This is a genomic window from Lentzea tibetensis (genome assembly GCF_007845675.1).
Lineage (GTDB): Bacteria > Actinomycetota > Actinomycetes > Mycobacteriales > Pseudonocardiaceae > Lentzea > Lentzea tibetensis.
Genome location: NZ_VOBR01000016.1, coordinates 176526 through 194008, shown reverse-complemented (window position 1 = coordinate 194008; position 17483 = coordinate 176526). Strand labels below are relative to the sequence as shown.

Genomic DNA, 17483 nt, shown 5'->3' with positions numbered 1-17483 from the left:
CGCCTCACTGGGGACGGACGAACGGGAAGAGCACGGTCTGCCGGATCGACGTGCCGGTGAGCATCATCAGCACCCGGTCCACGCCCATCCCGAGCCCGCCGGTGGGCGGCATGCCGTGCTCCAGCGCACGCAGGAAGTCCTCGTCCAGCTCCATCGCCTCGACGTCACCGCTGGCCGCCTTCAGCGACTGCGACTCCAGGCGCCGTCGCTGCTCCAGCGGGTCGGTCAGCTCGGAGTACGCGGTGCCGATCTCGGCGCCGAACGCCACCAGGTCCCAGCGTTCGGCCAGCCGCGAGTCGACGCGGTGCTGCCGGGTCAGCGGTGACACCGAAGTCGGGAAGTCGGTGTAGAACGTCGGGCCGGCGGTGTGCGGCTCGACCAGCTCGTCGTAGGCCTCCTGCACGAGCTTGCCGTGGTCCCAGTCCTCGTTGACCGTCACATCGGCCTCCCGGAGCAACGACCGCAGCTCGTCGACGGACGTCCCCGGCGTGACCGGCGTGCCCAGTGCGGTGGACACCGCCGTGTACACGGGGACGATCGGCCAGTCGCCGGAGATGTCGAACTCGCCCTCCGGCCGGACCGCGATCTCGTGCCCGTGCGCGGCGACGGCCGCGTGCTGCACGAGCCTGCGCATCAGGTCGAGCATCGTGCGGTAGTCCGCGTAGGACTGGTAGGCCTCGAGCATCGTGAACTCGGGGTTGTGGGTGGCGTCCGCGCCCTCGTTGCGGAAGTTGCGGTTCAGCTCGAACACGCGGTCCACGCCCGCCACGCACAGCCGCTTCAGGTACAGCTCCGGCGCGATCCGCAGGTACATGCGCATGTCGTAGGCGTTGATGTGGGTGACGAACGGGCGCGCGTTCGCGCCGCCGTGCACCGCCTGCAGCATCGGCGTCTCGACCTCCAGGTAGTCCCGCTGGTGCAGGAACTCCCTGATGCCGCGCACGACGTCGCTGCGCACCTTCAGCAGGTGCGCCGAGTCCGGGTTCACGACCAGGTCGAGGTAGCGCTGCCGCACCCGCGCCTCCGGGTCCGCGAGGCCCTTCCGCTTGTCCGGCAACGGGTGCAGGCACTTCGCGGTCATCGTCCACTCGTCGACGAGCACGGAGACCTCGCCGTGGTCGGACTTGCCGATCTTGCCCCGCACCCCGACGTGGTCACCGAGGTCCACGAGCGACTTCCACGCCGTGAGGCCGTCCTCGCCGAGCTGGTCGACGGCCAGCATCAGCTGCAGTTCGCCGCTGAAGTCGCGCAGCCGCGCGAAGCACAGCCGGCCCATCTCGCGCAGCGCGACGACGCGGCCGGTCACGGACACCTCGTCGCCGAAGCGTTCGCGCGCCTCGACGAGCAGTGCCGACCGGGAGAAACCGACCGGGTACGGGTCCATGCCGGACGACCGCAGCCGGTCCAGCTTCGCGATCCGCACGCGCACCTGGTCCGGGCGCCGGACCTGCTTGGGCTCCACCTTCAGCGCGTCGATCTCGGCGACCCGCGCGGCGAAGTCCGAACCGATGTCCGAGCCCTGCAGCTCGCGGTCCTTGCCGCGCTGCAACAACGACCGCAGCGACGGCACGAACCCCTCGGCGATACCGGCCGAGATGCTCACCCGAGGCAGCGCGCGAGTGCTGGCGTAGCAGAGGAACCGCGGCTCCCAGGACGGGTCGTACTTGGCGTTCGACCGGTACAGCGACTCCAGCTGGAAGAACCGCGACGCGAGCGACAGCACCTGCCGCCACGCCCTCAGCACCGGACCGGCGCCGATCTTCTCGCCCTCCTCGAACACCGCGCGGAACATCGCGAAGTTCAACGAGATCCGTTGCACGCCGAGGTGTCCGGCCGCCGCGGCCAGCTGCGCGACCATGTACTCGTTGAGGCCGTTCTCCGCCGCCCGGTCGCGGCGCATCAGGTCGAGCGAGACGCCGCGGCGGCCCCACGGCACGAACGACAGCAGCCCACGCAGGTCACCGGCGGCGTCGTAGGCCTCGACCATCACGCACCGGCCGTCGGTCGGGTCGCCCAGCCGTCCCAGCGCCATCGAGAAACCGCGCTCGGTCTCCGCGCCGCGCCAGCGTTGTGCCAGATCCAGAATGGACGCCATCTCGTCGTCGGCGATCTCGCTGTGCCTGCGCACGCGCGTCGTGTAGCCGGCGCGTTCGACCCGGCTCACCGCCTGGCGCAGGCTGCGGCGCTCCGGGCCGGCCAGGTTGAACTCGCGCACGTCGAGGATCGCCTCGTCGCCGATCTCCAACGCTTTCAGCCCGCCGTCGGTGTAGACCTGCGCACCGCGTTCGGACGCGCCGAGCACACCCGCGACCCAGCCGTACGTGCGCGCCTCGGCGAGCCACCGCTCCACCGCCTGCGGCCACGCCTCCTCGTCGCCGATCGGGTCACCGCTGGCCAGCGACACGCCACCGAGCACCCGGTAGGTGAGCGCGGCCCGCCCGGACTCGGCGAACACGACGCTCTTGTCGCGGCGCGTGGCGAAGTAGCCGAGCGAGTCGGGTTCGCCGTCGGACGCCAGCAGCTTGCGCACGGCCAGCTCGTCACCGCCGCCGAGCAGCTGCTGCGTGCGCACACCGCGGAAGAACACGTACAGCGCGCGGATCGCGACCAGCGTGCCGCCCAGTCCCAGCAGGATGCTGAGCCACTGCGGACCTTCGGGGATGTCGAGCCTGCCGAGCCGAATCACCTCACCGGTGACCTGGTTCGCGGCCCACACGAGCTTGTCCGTCGTCTGTTCGAGTGCTCCCGGGAAGACCTCGGTGAGTCCCCAGCCGACCGCGACCAGCACCGGAATGCCGACGGCGAACGTCAGCAGCGCCTGGCGCCACGCGCCGCGGGCGAGTCGCGCCGGGAACGCGTCTCGGACGACCCACAAGAGCGTGACCAGCACCAACGAGGACGCGAGGCCGCCGATGATGAACGGCCAGTCGGTTTGCTCGCCCGCCTCCAGGACTTCTTCAGGCGCGAGCACGAAGATGGCCAGGATGATCAACGCCAGTGCGAGGCCGAGCACCTCGAAGAGCAGCAGCGTCCACAACGCGGCACGCTTGTGCCGGTGCAGCGCGGCGCCGAGCACGGCGAAGATGAGGGCGATGAACAGGTTGCCGTCGATCGGCAGGCCCAGCCAGTACCCCACCGTGTCCGTGAAGCCGGTGAACCAGCTGTCCTCCGGCAGGATCAGTCTGAGCAGCGACGCGACCGCGGCGAGTTGCACGACGGTCGCGATCCAGCTCGCCGTCTTCCACTTCCACCGCGCGACCAGTGCCACATCAGCTCCAGGACTCGATTGATGAGCAGCATGATCCCCTCTTCCGCCGGACGCGTGCACGTGGCGTCATCCGGGCGGGTCACCGACCCGGTCGTCGTGCTCAGCTCGGGTCTCGGCGGCGCCTGGTTCGACTGGGCGCGGGTGCTGGAGCTGCTGGAACCGCACGCGCGCGTGATCGTGTTCGACCGGCCGGGACTCGGCATGAGCGGGCCCGCGCGACGCGACCCGAGCCTCGCGCGGGAGGTCGCCGTGCTGGACGCGGTGCTGCGCGGCATCCCGTCCGCGCTGCTGGTCGGGCACTCGATGGCGACGATGCACGTCGAGGCCTACGCGCGGCTGCGTCCCGGCAAGGTGCTCGGCGCGGTGCTGCTCGACCCGGACACCGAGGTGCCCGGCGCGGGTGCCCCGTTCGACGCGTCCGCGCTCGTCGCCCAGGCGCTGCGCGCGTTCGGCAGCCCGTACGTCGGCGCGCGCATCACGCGGGCGTTCGGGCACCGGTTCCGCAACTGGGTGACCGAGGCGTGCACGCTCGGGCACACCGACCCCGCCCCCGCCGACCTGGTCGAGCTCGTCTACCGGCGGCCCGGTGTGGGCCGCGCGATCCTGGCCGAGCTCGCGTCGTACCCCGGCCAGGTGGCGACTTTGGAACGGCTGCGCACGCGGCGCCCGCTGCCGCGCGTGCCGTGGCAGGTGCTGACCGCGGGCCGCAGGCTGTGGCCGGAGCACGAGTCGCTGGCCGGGCTGGTGCCGTGGGGGCGCAACGTGCTCGTGCCGGGCAGCAGGCACCTGATCCAGATGGACCGCCCGGACGCGGTGTTCCTCGCGGTGCGGGACGCGCTCAGGGAGCTACCAGGGGCCTGAGCAGGCAGAACTCAGTGGCCTGCTGGTCGGTGAGCAGGCCGCGTTGTGAGGCTACTCGCACCGGGTGTCGCTTCGTCCCGACTGCTGTCACGCTTGTATCGGCAACCGTGCAACAGCGCCCGGGGACCCGCGTAGCGGGCCTCGAGGAAAGGAACGGTCGACGATGACCACTGCCGAAGTCTCCGCGCCGTACGGCAACGGCGCGTCTGGTAAGTCTCCTGCTGCCCCCGCCAAGCGAGTACGCATCCACCACCTGCGTGAGATGAAGGAACGCGGCGAGGCGTGGCCCATGCTCACCGCCTACGACATGTACACGGCGGAGCTCTTCGACGAGGCCGGCATCCCCGTGCTCCTGGTGGGTGACTCGGCGTCCAACAACGTCTACGGCAACGAGACGTCCCTGCCGGTGACCGTGGACGAGCTGATTCCGCTCGTGCGCGCGGTCAGCCGCTCGGTCAAGCACTCCCTCGTGATCGCCGACCTGCCCTTCGGCTCCTACCAGGTGTCCGTGGAACAGGCCGTCGCCACCGCGGTGCGGTTCATGAAGGAAGGCCAGGCGCACGCGGTCAAGCTGGAGGGCGGCGCCTACTTCGCGCCGCACATCAGGGCGATCGTCGCCGCGGGCATCCCGGTCATGGCGCACATCGGTTTCACGCCGCAGTCCGAGCACCAGCTCGGCGGCTACCGCGTGCAGGGCCGCAACGGCGCGTTCGACGCCGTCGTCGCCGACGCGCACGCCGTCCAGGAGGCCGGTGCGTTCGCGGTCGTGCTGGAGATGGTGACGTCCGAGGTCGCGAAGCAGATCACGCACGACCTCAAGATCCCGACCGTCGGCATCGGCGCCGGTCCGGACACCGACGCCCAGGTGCTCGTGTGGCAGGACATGATGGGCCTGCGCCGGGGCAAGGGCCCGCGCTTCGTCAAGCGCTACGCCAACATCGCGGACGTGATGCTGGGTGCGGCCAAGACGTTCGCCGACGAGGTCCGCGGCCACCAGTTCCCCGGCCCGGAGCACACCTTCCACTGATCGTCCGGCACGATCCGGACCATGTATCCGGAGATCGAACCGTACGAGTCGGGCTTGCTGGACGTGGGCGACGGTCACCAGGTCTACTGGGAGACCAGCGGTAACCCGTCCGGCAAGCCCGTGGTGTTCCTGCACGGCGGGCCGGGCGGCGGTAGCTCGCCCGGCCATCGCCGGCTCTTCGACCCGGCCGCGTACCGGATCGTCCTCTTCGACCAGCGCGGTTGTGGACGGTCGACGCCGCACGCCTCCTCGTCGTTGTCGTTGCACGCCAACACGACGTGGCACCTCGTGTCCGACATGGAGCTGCTGCGCGCGCACCTGGGCATCGAGCGGTGGCAGGTGTTCGGCGGGTCGTGGGGCAGCTCGCTCGCGCTGGCCTACGCGGAGACGCACGTCTCGCGGGTCACCGAGCTGATCGTGCGCGGTGTGTTCACGATCCGGCAGAGCGAGCTGGACTGGTACTACCGCGGCGGGGCGGCCAACCTGTTCCCCGAGTGGTGGGACAAGTTCCTCGAGCCCATTCCGCTCGACCGGCGCGCCGAGGACCCGATCGAGGTCTACGCCGAGCTGCTCGCCGACCCCGATCCGGCCGTGCACGGGCCTGCCGCGGTGGCGTGGAGCAGCTGGGAAGGCGCGACGGTCACGCTGATCGAGAACCCCGCGCTCGTCGCCGAGTTCGCCGAGGCGACGTACGCGCTGGCGTTCGCCCGGATCGAGAACCACTACTTCCGCAACGCCGCCTGGTTGTCGGAGGGGCAGCTGATCCGCGACGCGCACCGGTTGGCGGACATCCCCGGCGTGATCGTGCAGGGGCGCTATGACGGGGCCACTCCCCCGATCACCGCGTGGGACCTGCACAAGGCGTGGCCGTCTGCGGAGCTGGTGATGGTCCCGGATGCCGGGCACGCGTACAGCGAGCCCGGCATCCTCGCGGCACTGCTGGCCGCGACGGACAAGTTCCGCCAGTAGAACCGCTAGTAGAACGCGCTCCAGCGCTGGGTCTGCGGGGTGCACGGCTGGACCGTCACCCCGCGGGTGCCCACCAGGCACTTGTTCGTGCCGAGGTTGTGGAACCGGAACTCGTTCTCGCGCGGCTCACGGCGCCAGCGCTGGAAGCCCGACGCGTCGCACGCGACGGTCAGGACCTGACCTGTCGGACGGGCCGTCAGGCACCTGCCTGTCGCCATGTTGCGCGGCCGGTCCGAGAGGTCGCCGCCGACCGGCAGTAACCATCTCTGCCGGTCGGACCTGTTGCACGGCAACACGCTGACCTGCGTGCCGTTGTCGTCGAGGCAGAGGTTCGTGCCCGCGGCCCGGTAGTGCACGACCGGGTCGGCGTGGGCCGGTGCCACGAACAGGGCCGTGGCGAAGGCGGTGGCCGCGGCCACCGTGATGAGTTTGCGCATGGTGTGGATCCCCTTTCCGGGGACCACCTTGGCAGCTCACGGGGCACTGGTCGTCAACTATTAACGTAATTCAGCGCATTCGTGAGACTTTCCCTCGCCTCGACCAGCGACGGGCCGTACCAGGTCAGGTGACGGCCGTTCACGAGCACGTAGGGCAGACCGGGGAACGACTCCGGGCCGTCCTCGTGGGTGAACAGGTACGGCTCGTCCGGGAGGACGACCAGATCGGGCTCGGTCGCGTTGATCTCGGCCAGGGTCGGCCGCGGGTAGCGCTCCTCGCTTTGTGCGTACACGTTTTCGACGCCGAGGCGGTGCAGGACGTCACCCGCGAAGGTGTCGCGGCCGATCACGACCCACGGCCTGCGCCACACCGGGATGACGGCTTTTCGCTTGGTGGGCGTGGTTTCGCGCCACAGGTCCTCGGCCTTGATCAGCCAGTCCGGTTCCGCGTCCCAGGCGGTGCCGAAGAAGCGGCGCAGGCTCGCCAGTGCGGTGGGGACGGTGGCCGGGGCTTCCGTCACCCACACCGGGATGCCGTTCGCGCGCAGCCGGTCGACGTCCTCCGGGCGGTTCTCCTCGGAGTTCGCGATCACCAGGTCCGGGTTCAGCGCCAGTACCTTCGCGATGTCGGGGTACTTCGAGCCGCCCACCCGGTCGACGTCCAGGTCTGCCGGGTGCGTGCAGTAGTCCGTGGCGCCTATGAGGACGGTCGGGACCGTGGCGGCGACGGCCTCGGTGATGGACGGGACCAGGCTCACCACTCGTCGTGGCGAGTCCAGCGGTACCGGTTCACCGAGGTCGTCGACCGGGAGCACCTAGACGCCCGTGATCTTCAGGCCGGCGTGGGTCTTGTAGCGGCGGTTGATCGCGATCAGGTTCGCCGTGAACGCCTCGACCTGGTGGGCGTTGCGCAGGCGGCCGCCGTAGACGCCGCGGAAGCCCGGCACCAGTTCGGCCAGCTCGCGGACGGTGTCCGTCGCCTCTCGGTCGTCGCCCAGCACCAGTACGTCCATGTCGACCTGGGGGATGGACAGGTCTGCCAGCAGTACGGCCGACACGTGGTGGAAGGCTGCCGTCACCTTGGACTCAGGGAGGAGGGCCTCCGCCTGCTGGGCTGCCGAGCCTTCTGGCACCGGGAGGGCGAACGGGCCCTGCTTGTCGAAGCCCAGCGGGTTCACGCAGTCGATCACGATCTTGCCGGCCAGCTGGTCGCGCAGGCTTGCCAGGAGGTCGCTGTGGCCGTCCCACGGGACCGCTACCAGGACGATGTCCGAGCTCGCCGCGCACTCCACGTTGTCCGTGCCGGTGACCTCGCCGCCCGCTGTCTCGGTGATCTCCTTCGCCGCGAGCTGGGCTCGTTCAGCGCTGCGGGAGCCGATGACCACCTTGACGCCGGCCTTGGCCCAGCGGATGGCCAGGCCCTTGCCCTGTGCACCCGTGCCGCCCAGGACGCCGACGGTGAGCTCTCGAATCTCAGTCACCCTCGCATCTTCACACGGGGCTGTCTTGTGGCGTCCGGCGGCTTGCGGACTTCGCCTCCGGCGGAGGCCTCGGGCTGGTTTCCGTAGATGGTTGCTTTGGTGGTGGGGTCTCCGTACGACGCACCAGAGGCAGCCACATTTCGAGGGTGGGGTCAAGACAAAAAGACGTCTTGACCCCACCCTCGAAATGCGGCAGGGCTTCGCCTGCGCCGTACGGAGACCCCACCACCCACTGGTTTCATTGGTCGGCTCGCCTCCGGCTTCGCGGGCTTGGGGTGCTCGCCTTCGGCTTCGTGGCCTTCGGCACTACAAGCTTGGGACGGCTCGCCTTCGGCTTCGTGCCTTCGGCAATCGCCGGCTTGGCTTACGGGATGCGTTTGAAGGCGACTCGGCGGTTTTCCGGGTCTGCCTCCACCAGGCGTGCCCTGATGCGTTCGCCTTCGGGGAGCTCGGAACCCTGGCACTTGCCCATAACCGGGGGCTCCGCCACGAACACGTCCGCTTCGGACTCACCGGCCCGCAGCACCACCGCGTCGAAGTCCTCGCCCACGCGGTCCACCAGCACCCAGGCCTCGACCTGGTCCAGGCAGGCGCGCTCCACCTTGGACGCGAGCGTGTCCGAGGTGCCCATCAGCGACGGGAGGAGCGGCAAGGCGGTGCGCAGCCACTCGGGGACCTCTTCGCCTGCGGTCACCGCGAGGCAGACCTCGGTGGCGAAGCGGTCGACCAGGCGGCGGAGTGGTGCGGTGACGTGCGTGTACGGCGCGGCGAGACCCGCGTGGGTGGTTACCTCGGGCAGCGAGCCCGCGAAAGCGGTGTAGCCCGCGCCGCGCAGGAGTCTGGTCGCGTCGACGAACAGGGCCAGTGACTCGGGGCGGGAGGGGTCCAGGCCCGCGAGCATGCGGCCCGGCGAGGCACCGTTCGGCCACTGCACGCCCAGTGAGTGAGCGGAGCGGCGCAGGGCGTCCACTGCCTCTGCATCGGCGTCCGGGAGGGTGCGCAGGATGCCGACTCGTGCGTCGAGCATGATCTTGGCCGCCGACATGCCCGTCAGCAGGGAGATCTCGGCGTTCCACTGGTCCACCTGCACGCGCGGGCGGATCAGGAGTTTCCACTGGCCGTTGCCGTTGGGGGCGATCTCCTGCTCGGGGAGTTGCAGCTCCACCGCGCCGCGTTCCTGGGCGCGCTCCCGGCGCAGCTGGCCGAACTCGGCTAGTGCCTCGACTGACGGGTGCGGGGTGCCGGCGTCGAACGAGGCTTGCACGGACTCGTAGTCGAACTGGGCCTGTGAGCGGACCAGGGCGCGGCGCACGCGGACTGAGGTCGGCTCACTGTCCGGGGCGCACTCGAAGGTCCACAGGACCGCCGGGCGCACCACCGTCGGCAGGAGTGACGCGGCGCCCTCGGACAGGACGGTCGGGTGCAGTGGGACGTTGCCGTCCGGGAGGTAGAGGGTCTGGCCTCTGCGGCGCACCTCGGTGTCGATGGGGCCGCCAGGAGAGACGAACACGCCCAGGTCCGCGATCGCGTAGTGCACGCGGAAGCCGGTGGGTGTGCGCAGCACGCAGAGCGCCTGATCCAGGTCTTTCGCTCCCGGCGGGTCGATCGTGACCAGGGGGATGTCGGTCGCGTCTTCGCGGTCGCCCGGTGTGCGGGAGACCGCTCGTTCTGCCTCGGCCAGCGCGGCAGCGGGAAACTCCTGTGGCAGTCCGAACTCCGTGCGGATGCCCTGGAAGTCCAGCTCGGCGCGGCCCGTACGGATCACCAAGGAGGCCACGCCGCCACCTTAGTCGTCGTTGTCGTCACGCCACTTGTGATCGGCCTCGTCGGCCGCGCGAGTCTTCTCGCGGGCGATCTCCAGAGCGCGCTCTGCGGTGGCTTTGTCCGGATACGGACCCATCCGGTCGGCTCCCCGGCAGCGCCGGGTGTTCTCGACCGCGCCGTGCGTCAGGCAGTACCACCAGCCGTCGTCACCCATGCGCACAAGGCTATAGGCGAAGACGTCGGTATCAATGGCCGCGCCTCCGGCGCGGCGGCGAGATCGCCTGAAGGTCGATGTCTTCCCTCGTGATTTCGCGTGGTTCGGCGCCCAAGGGGGGCGCCGAACCACGCGAAATGACTCAGTCCAGACACCGACGCGATCTCGCGCAGCACCTGATCATGCGTTGAGCTTCGGCTGCGGGAAACCCCGCGGCGGGGTCGAGTCGTTGGCGTTCGCGTAGGACGACGGGATCGGGTCCAGGCAGGACACGAGCACCGTGCGGTCCTCGGCGTTCTCGATCGGCCTGCCGGTGCGCTCGCGGTACACGAGATCACCGTCGGAGTCGATCTCCATGATCACGCCGACCTCGGCCAGCTGGTCCTCGTCCAGGTCGACGAGGCGTTCGTGGCGGGACGGGATCACGCGGTACGCGGGCCACGTCAGGTGGCCGTACGTCCGGTGGAACTCCGCCATCAGGTGCACCATCTGCTGCTGCCACGGCAGTGGCATGGTCTCGGCCAGCGAGCGCGGGATGACCGCGTAGGTCTGGTCCACGCCCGGCCGCCCGCCCGCGAGGTAGTCGCGGAGGGGTGTGCTGGACGCGGGTGGACCGGAGGGCCTGGGGATGGGGTCGGGTGTGAACATGAGCGCCTCCCACGCGAACTACACGCCCGGCCGGACGGCCTGTGGCATCAACTCTGCATAGTCCCAATTGATCTTGCTGATCTTCACCACATCACCCGTCTGCGGTGCGTGGATGTACTCGTTGTTGCCGAGGTACATGCCCACGTGGTGCACCGTTTCCGGGTTGCTCCGGTCGTACGCCCAGAACAGCAGGTCGCCCGGCTGCGCGTCGCGCACCGGCAGGAACGCGCCGCCCTTGCGGTACTGGTCGTTCGCGACGCGCGGGATCTTGATGCCCGCCGCGGCGAAGGCCTTCACGAGGATGCCCGAGCAGTCCCACGCGTCCGGGCCGTTGCCGCCCCACAGGTACGGCTCGCCCAGCTGCTGCTTCGTGAAGTCGATCGCCGTCGAGGCCGCCGCCGACGCCACGAGGAACTGGCCCGCGCCCGAGCCGCAGCCCGCCGGGTCCTGGACGTTGCCCAGCTCGCCCAGCAGGAACGCCGCCATGGCCTCCCAGTTGTGGTACCGGTCCGGGAACGCCGACCGCTCCACGTTCTGCGCCGTGTCACCGGGACGGCGGGTCTCCCAGTCCGGCAGCTTCAGCATCACGTCGTAGAACTTGTTGATCGCGTAGGTCGGGTCCGTCACCTGTGCCGGGGTGCCCCAGCCCATCGACGGGCGCATCTGGAAGATGCCGAGCGAGTCGCGGTCGCCGTAGTTCAGCGGGCGCAGCCCGGACTCGGTCATGCCCGCCTGGATCGCGACCTGCCACGCGAGCGGCGGCAGCTTGCGCTCCTGCCCGATCGAGATGATCCGCGCGACGATGTTGCGCTGCTCGTCGTTGAGCCGCGACGCGTCCTGGCGGCCCTTGTCCGCGCCGCCGCTGTCCCACGGCCCGATGGACGCGGTGCAGCCGACGCGCGCGATGGCGAGGTGCGCCTGCTCGTTGGTGCTGTTGTTGACGACCGTGGCGACACCGGACGTCACGACGATCGCGATCACCGCGACCACCGCGCTGATCAGCAGGAAAAGGCGCATGGTCAGTCCGCCTTCGTGTAGCTGTTGACGCGCCACTTCCCGTCAGGCTGGACCTTGATCAGCGTGATCCGGACCTTGCCGACGTCCGTGCCGACCTCGAAGTCGATCGAGCTGGTCGTCGACTTCACGGCCTTGACCTTCTCGGTGATCTTGTCCGGCACGTTCTGCGGGTCGATGGTCGCCATGTGCGCCAGGAACTCGTCCGTCGTGTACGGCTTGAGCTCCTCGAGCCACTTGTTGACGTCGTTGTTCGGCGGCGGCTTGATCCACGTCTCGGCCCACAGCTCGGCGACGAGCTGCGCGTCGCTCTGCGGCGGAGCGGCGGACGCGGAGTTCACCGGGCTGGGCAGCTTCGTCGGCAGGTTCGACTGACCGCTCGACGGCAGCACGCCCACCTGGTTCGGCTGCGTGCTGGACGACACAGCGGTGGCTCCGCTTTGCGACGCCGGCTTGTTGTCGAGCACGCGGGGGACGATCACGCCGAGCGCGATGACGAGCACGCCGAACCCGATGATCGCGATGACCAGGTGCGTGGGTGAACGCAAGGGCCAGCCCCACAGCGTGCGGTAGACCGCGGCCCGGCCGCGGTTGGTCCGGATCGGCATCTGCGTCCCCCTCTCAGTTGTCCCGGACTTCGAGTCCGCGCGACGGTCGGTAGATCACGTGAACTTGGCGTCCCGCAACGGTTTCCGTCTCCGCCCTTCGCGGTTCCGACGGGGGTAGCACGTAGCCGTTCGTGCGGGACGGCACCAGCACCGCGTCGTCGACCCGGTCCCACCTCTGGTCCGCGACCGGCACCGTGTCGACCGCCCGCGACCGGCCGGACGGGAGCGCCGGAGCGTTCGGGCCCCGGCCAGCCAGCGCGTGGTAGCCGTCCCCAGCGGCCGCGACCCGCGGGTAGTTCGGGTCGCCCCGGTCCAGCCGCTCCGCGGTCGCCATGACCGGGTTCGCGGCCTCCGGCCGGACGCGGCGGCGGCGCTGCGGCTCGTCGCCTTCCTGGTCGGAATCCCTGACGTGGTCCCAGAACTCGTCCTGCGGCGACGGGCCCTGCTGGCCCTTCCTGCCGCGGAACCGCGACCACATGCCACCGCTCATGGGCAGCATGTTGCTCGCCGAGCCGACGGACACCTCGACCATCTGCCACATGCGGCGCAACGGTTTGCCGATCGCGAAGCACACCAGGGTGAGCATCAGCGCCAGCAACGTCCTCGCGAGCAAGGACAATCCCGTGGCGTTGAAGATCGCCTGCAGCAGCAGCGCGTGCACACCGGCCAGCACGGCCAGGATCAGCACGTTGAACACCGTCACGGCGACCGCGCGGCCGACCTTGCGCAACAGGTCGTGGTGGAGCAGCGCGACGAGACCGATGAGCGGTCCGGCGAGCGTCAGCACCCGCAGCAGCAGCTGTGCCAGCAGGACAGCGGCCTTGGCGAACAACTGGAACAGCGAGAACGCCACGGCCTGGAGCAGGGCGAGGAAGCCGGAGCCCGTGCGGCTGCCGTCCGCGCCGATGAAGATGCCGCGCGTGGGACCGAGCTGGCCGCCGTCGACGATGGCCTTCCACTCGTTCTTCTTCGCGTCGAGCGCGGCCTGGTCGCCGTCCTTGTGCTGGGCCAGTTCCTCACGGGTCCACGCCTGCGTCTTGAGGATCTTGGGCCCGAACTCGGCGGCCTGCGGTGCGTCCGGTGCGCCGAACGCGCCGCGCAGCCAGCTCTGGTAGACGACCGCGTCGTGCAGCTTGCTCGGCAGGACGTGCAGCGTGCCCTGGTCCTCAGGTGACTCGATGAACCCCGCCTGGATCTCCGAAGTCTTGGAGACCAGCGTGTTGTCGAGGAGGTTGTAGAACTGCGGCAGCGCCAGCGTCGACGTGGCGAGCCACATCGCGGCCAGTGCCCAGAGCCCGCGTTTGCTGATCGCGGCGAGGTCGCCGCTCCAGATCTGGCGGAACATCAGCACCGCGAGCACCAGCGCGACGAGCCCGAACCAGCGCAGGTAGACGTTGTCGTACACCTTCTGCACGCCGGACTTGACCGCGTCGTCGAGCGGAACCAGCAGGCCCTTGCCCATCACGGTGTAGTGCAGCGCGTTCGTGGCGCCGACGATGTTCTTGCCGACGTTGAAGAGCTCGTTGCCCGCCCACGTGTCGATGACCGCGTTCGCGTCCGGGAGCTTCAGGCACTCCTTCTGATAGGTGTGCCAGACCATGCCGGCGTACCCGAAGTCCAGGTACGGCGTGCCGGGGAGGCCGTTGCCGATCGGCGGGTCGAGTGCGCCGACCATGCCGGATCCGGGGCGCTCGGGGTTCGGCGCCTCGCCGCACTCGGCCGCATGAGCGGCGGGCGCGCCGATGACGACCTGGAGGCCCAGCACCGCGATGACCGCCAGCAGCGCACGGGTGCGCGGAGACGGCCGTCGTTTGAACCGCCGCCGCGCGTGAAGCGCGGCGGCGAGGGCCAGGACGACCAGGAGGATCGTCATGCGATGCCTTCCCTGCCGTGCCTGCCGTTCCCGGTGTCACCGTGCCCGACCAGCTGCTCGTCTCCCATCCCGAGCTCGAGGTCGGCGGCGAGCTCGTCGTCCAGCTCGTCCGACGCGTAGTGGGCGGCCGGCAGCTGCGGAGACGAGATCTGCTCGTCGGGGACCTCGGTGCCGCGGTCGCGCAGCGCGTCCGGGGTCGTGTCGAGCGAGTTGCGCAGGTGCTCCAGGTGCGGGCCGCTGAAGTCGATGCGGATGCGCTCCACGCCACCCGCGCCGTCGCCGAAGATGAACTGCCTCGGCGCGCGGTCGCGTTCGGACTGGTTGCGCTCCCCACCGGGACGACGGCCCAGCGACGCGACGACCTGCTCGTACCCGGCACCGATCGGCACCTTGAGCAGCCGCAACGCGTCCGCCTGCGCCTGGTCGTCGTCGAGCCTGCCGACGAAGACCGAGTCGAGCAGCGTCACGAAGCCCTGGATCTTCAGGAAGTCCGCGGGGATCTGCGACGACAGCAGCACGCGGACGTTCCACTTGCGCGAGTCACGCGCGAAGCGGTTCATCAGCACGCGGCCGGTCGGCACCTCGGACAGGAAGAACGCCTCGTCGATCCAGACGCCCTTGCGCTGGTCCTTCGGCTTCTCGTAGATCGAGCGCTGGGTGAGCCACGCGGCCAGGTTCAGCATCTCGACGCCGAGCGACTCCGCGTCCGTCCAGTGCTCGCGGCCGACGCCGTCCTTCGGCAGGTTGAGGCCCGCCATGGTGAGGACGGTGAGCCGGTCGTCGCGCACCTCGTCGTACGGGTCGAGGTTCTCCTCGGGGATGAGCAACGACATGCGCTCGCGCATCTCGTCGAGGAAGTCCGCGACGACGACGGCGTGCTCGTGGTGCTCCGACGCGTCCCGCCGCAGCGCCTCGAACACCAGGCCGGGGTGCGCGTCGAAGCGGCCACCGACGGTGCGGACGGCGCGCAGCAGCACGATGCGCGTCTGCGGGAGCCGAGCCACCTCGAACGGCAGCAGGCCGGTGAGCACGTCGAGCACGAGACGACGACGCGTCGCCGCGGCCAGCGCCTTCTCGCGGCGCCACGCGCGCTCGGGGTCTTCCTCGTCCATGAAGTGCTCGAGCATCGGCTCGGCCACCACGCGGTACGGGTTGAGGATGCCGGGCTGGGCGTTGAGCAGGTTGATCGGCCGCGCGTACGGGCGCAGCTCCGGCAGGTCGCACAACGCGGCGAGCGGGCCGGACGGGTCGAGCAACGTCCAGTGCGCGCCGGAGCGCAACGTCTTGTAGACGATGCCGCCGCCGAGGAACGACTTACCGGCACCCAGGCCCGCGACCATCGCCGTCAGGCCGGACGCGTCGCGCAGCTCCTGCGCCATCCACGGGTCCCACGCCACCGGGCGCCGGGTCGCGGTGCACGTCTCGCCGAGCAGGATGCCTCGCCGGTCGCCGACCTCGGCGGTCGCGGTGGGCACGGCCGAAGCCGCCCACAGCACCGACCCGCGGCGCAGGTACGCACCGGAGGACAGCGGCTCGCCGGGGATGAACTCGCGGGCGATCGCGTACTGCGCCTCGGGGTGCTCGATCGCGACCTTCGGCTTGTACAGGTCGAGCAACGACTGCGCGAGGCGCAGCGCGTCCCGCTCGGTCGGCCCGGACACGGCCATGCGCCACCACGAGCGCACGCGGGTGCCCATCGCGGTGAAGCCCGACGTCATCTCGTCGTCGATCTCCAGCACGCGGCCAGCCTGGCGGGCGAGCGACTGCGGCGGTTCGAGCTCGTGCTCGTCGGTGTAGTGGCGGACCTGCGAGCGGACCTTGTTCATCTGCCGCTGCAGCTCGCCGCCCACCTCCTCGGGCCTGCGCACGTAGATGCGCGCCGACCACTCGACGGAGGCGGGGAGCCGGTCCGCGCGCTGCACCCACGGGTCGTCGGACTCGGGGATCTGCAGGCCGTGCATCAGCCCGACGGTGAGCACCGCGACATGCCGCTTGATGCCCGCGTTCGAGCCGGTGCGGCCACGCACGGTGACCGTCGGAGAGTAGGGCTCCTGGTGGAAATCAGCCGCGTCGGTGAACGACGCCAGGTCCTCCGGCTCCCACGCCGCACCCGGCACGGCGGGCAGGTTGCGCGGCGCGGGCAGGCCGAGCGAGCACGACCGGTGCATCAGCCAGGACATCTCCTCGGCCGTCGCCGGGCGTCCGTCCAGACCGGCCGACCCGATGACCTGGTCGAGGTGCTCGACCTCGCTGTCCAGTGCGACGAGCTCGGCGTCGACGGCGTCCGGGAAGACCTTGCGCAGCACGGGCGCGGCGCGTTCGACGGCGCGGTCCATCATGTTGCGGGTCTGCACCTGGACGCCCAGGTAGACCTCTTTCTCCGCCATGGAGCGGCCCATCAGCTGCTGCTGCTCGCCGACCATGTAGTCGTCGAACGTGAGCGTGCCGGGGGTGTCCGGGAGCCGCTTCACCGCGTTGTGCACGTGCGCCTCGGCCCACATGCGGATCGGGTACGGGCGGGTGGTGACCCGCAGGTGCATCCAGCGGCCCTGCAGCTCGGCGTACTGGCCCGCGATCGCGGCGATCAGGTCCTGGCGCTGCGAGTCCGAGCGGAACGACCAGCGCTGCGGTGCCAGCTTGTACCAGGCGTAGACCTCCTGGCCGGTGCGCAGCAGGTGCCCGTCGATGCTCCGCGCGGAGATCGACGGCGTGTAGCTCGGCACCGACTGCTCGCCGGGGAGCCTGCGGCCGCGCTTGCTGTAGGTGGCAGACCTCTGGTTCCGCGGGTCCGCGGCAGCCGCGTGCTGGGCGATGTGCTGCGCGGATCGACGATCACGGTCTCGTCGGCGTCCGAACACCGCGAACCTCCTTCGACTTACGGCTGACTGACGTCCGGCGGTGCTGGGCCTCGACCCGCTTGCGTGCCTGCGTTCTCGCCCGTTTCGTGTCCCGTGGGCGAGGCCGCTGGGGGTTGACCCTGATGCGGGCGGCGCTGGCCGCTCCGCCGGTGCTTGCCGTGCGTTCCCGAGGTGCGGTGAGCTCGCGGACCCACATCGTGACCACGGCGCTCAGTGGCCGCTCGTGGCTGATCCGCGCGGTGATGAAACGGGTGATGATGATCGTGATCACGAACGCCCAGGCGGTCGTGAAGAAGCCGAACGAGAACCCCATGCGGCGCTCGACCGTGAGCACGACGAGGAAGACGAGGATGCCGACGCCCCACGCGACGTACCGCGCGCGCCAGGGAAAAGTTGCCTTGGGCGGGCCGAGCCAGACGGCGTCGACCCGGTAGACCTCGTCGTCAGTGCGAACCCGCACG

General features: G+C 70.1%; 15 protein-coding genes. 3 read left to right on the top strand and 12 right to left on the bottom strand.

Annotation, left to right across the window (positions count from 1 at the left end; genetic code table 11):
* Window positions 1-4: 4 nt before the first annotated feature.
* Entirely contained in the window at window positions 5-3268 is a 3264-nt protein-coding gene (lysX, locus tag FKR81_RS25150; RefSeq protein ID WP_146355010.1) for a bifunctional lysylphosphatidylglycerol synthetase/lysine--tRNA ligase LysX, read from the bottom strand.
* A gap of 21 nt (window positions 3269-3289) precedes the next feature.
* Here lysX and FKR81_RS25145 point away from each other — a divergent pair, with 21 nt between their 5' ends.
* The 3 genes from FKR81_RS25145 to pip all read left to right on the top strand — a co-directional run bounded on the left by FKR81_RS25145 (window position 3290) and on the right by pip (window position 6125).
* Complete coding sequence (locus FKR81_RS25145) at window positions 3290-4129, top strand: alpha/beta fold hydrolase (protein WP_146355008.1); 840 nt, start codon at window positions 3290-3292, stop codon at window positions 4127-4129.
* A gap of 163 nt (window positions 4130-4292) precedes the next feature.
* Window positions 4293-5156 (top strand): 3-methyl-2-oxobutanoate hydroxymethyltransferase, encoded by an 864-nt coding sequence (panB, locus tag FKR81_RS25140; RefSeq protein ID WP_146355006.1) that lies wholly within the window; start codon window positions 4293-4295, stop codon window positions 5154-5156.
* A 21-nt stretch (window positions 5157-5177) separates the two neighbouring features.
* Entirely contained in the window at window positions 5178-6125 is a 948-nt protein-coding gene (pip, locus tag FKR81_RS25135; protein WP_222598393.1) for a prolyl aminopeptidase, read from the top strand.
* A gap of 5 nt (window positions 6126-6130) precedes the next feature.
* Here the strand turns inward: pip and FKR81_RS25130 are convergent, their stop codons facing one another.
* The 11 genes from FKR81_RS25130 to FKR81_RS25080 form a co-directional block, all read right to left on the bottom strand.
* The gene (locus FKR81_RS25130) at window positions 6131-6562 is read right to left on the bottom strand and encodes an RICIN domain-containing protein (protein WP_146355002.1); all 432 of its coding nucleotides are present in this window, start codon (window positions 6560-6562) and stop codon (window positions 6131-6133) included.
* 53 nt (window positions 6563-6615) lie between these two features.
* Complete coding sequence (locus FKR81_RS25125) at window positions 6616-7377, bottom strand: helical backbone metal receptor (RefSeq protein ID WP_146355000.1); 762 nt, start codon at window positions 7375-7377, stop codon at window positions 6616-6618.
* Window positions 7378-8043 (bottom strand): NADPH-dependent F420 reductase, encoded by a 666-nt coding sequence (gene npdG, locus FKR81_RS25120; RefSeq protein WP_146354998.1) that lies wholly within the window; start codon window positions 8041-8043, stop codon window positions 7378-7380. It lies immediately after the preceding gene.
* 364 nt (window positions 8044-8407) lie between these two features.
* Window positions 8408-9820: an RNB domain-containing ribonuclease gene (locus tag FKR81_RS25115; RefSeq protein ID WP_407936550.1), complete on the bottom strand. Its 1413-nt coding sequence runs from the start codon at window positions 9818-9820 to the stop codon at window positions 8408-8410.
* Between the two features lie 9 nt (window positions 9821-9829).
* Window positions 9830-10021: a hypothetical protein gene (locus FKR81_RS25110; protein WP_146354996.1), complete on the bottom strand. Its 192-nt coding sequence runs from the start codon at window positions 10019-10021 to the stop codon at window positions 9830-9832.
* 180 nt (window positions 10022-10201) lie between these two features.
* Window positions 10202-10669 (bottom strand): hypothetical protein, encoded by a 468-nt coding sequence (locus FKR81_RS25105; RefSeq protein WP_146354994.1) that lies wholly within the window; start codon window positions 10667-10669, stop codon window positions 10202-10204.
* Window positions 10670-10687: 18 nt separating this feature from the next.
* Complete coding sequence (locus tag FKR81_RS25100) at window positions 10688-11686, bottom strand: C40 family peptidase (protein ID WP_146354992.1); 999 nt, start codon at window positions 11684-11686, stop codon at window positions 10688-10690.
* A 2-nt stretch (window positions 11687-11688) separates the two neighbouring features.
* Entirely contained in the window at window positions 11689-12291 is a 603-nt protein-coding gene (locus FKR81_RS25095) for a hypothetical protein (RefSeq protein ID WP_146354990.1), read from the bottom strand.
* Between the two features lie 13 nt (window positions 12292-12304).
* Window positions 12305-14164, bottom strand: a complete 1860-nt coding sequence (locus FKR81_RS25090; RefSeq protein WP_146354988.1) for a hypothetical protein — start codon at window positions 14162-14164, stop codon at window positions 12305-12307.
* Window positions 14161-17022, bottom strand: coding sequence for an ATP-binding protein (locus FKR81_RS25085; RefSeq protein WP_186763159.1), 2862 nt, complete (start codon window positions 17020-17022; stop codon window positions 14161-14163). The genes FKR81_RS25090 and FKR81_RS25085 overlap by 4 nt, the downstream gene beginning before the upstream one ends.
* Entirely contained in the window at window positions 16997-17482 is a 486-nt protein-coding gene (locus tag FKR81_RS25080; RefSeq protein ID WP_186763158.1) for a hypothetical protein, read from the bottom strand. The genes FKR81_RS25085 and FKR81_RS25080 overlap by 26 nt, the downstream gene beginning before the upstream one ends.
* Window position 17483: the final 1 nt, after the last annotated feature.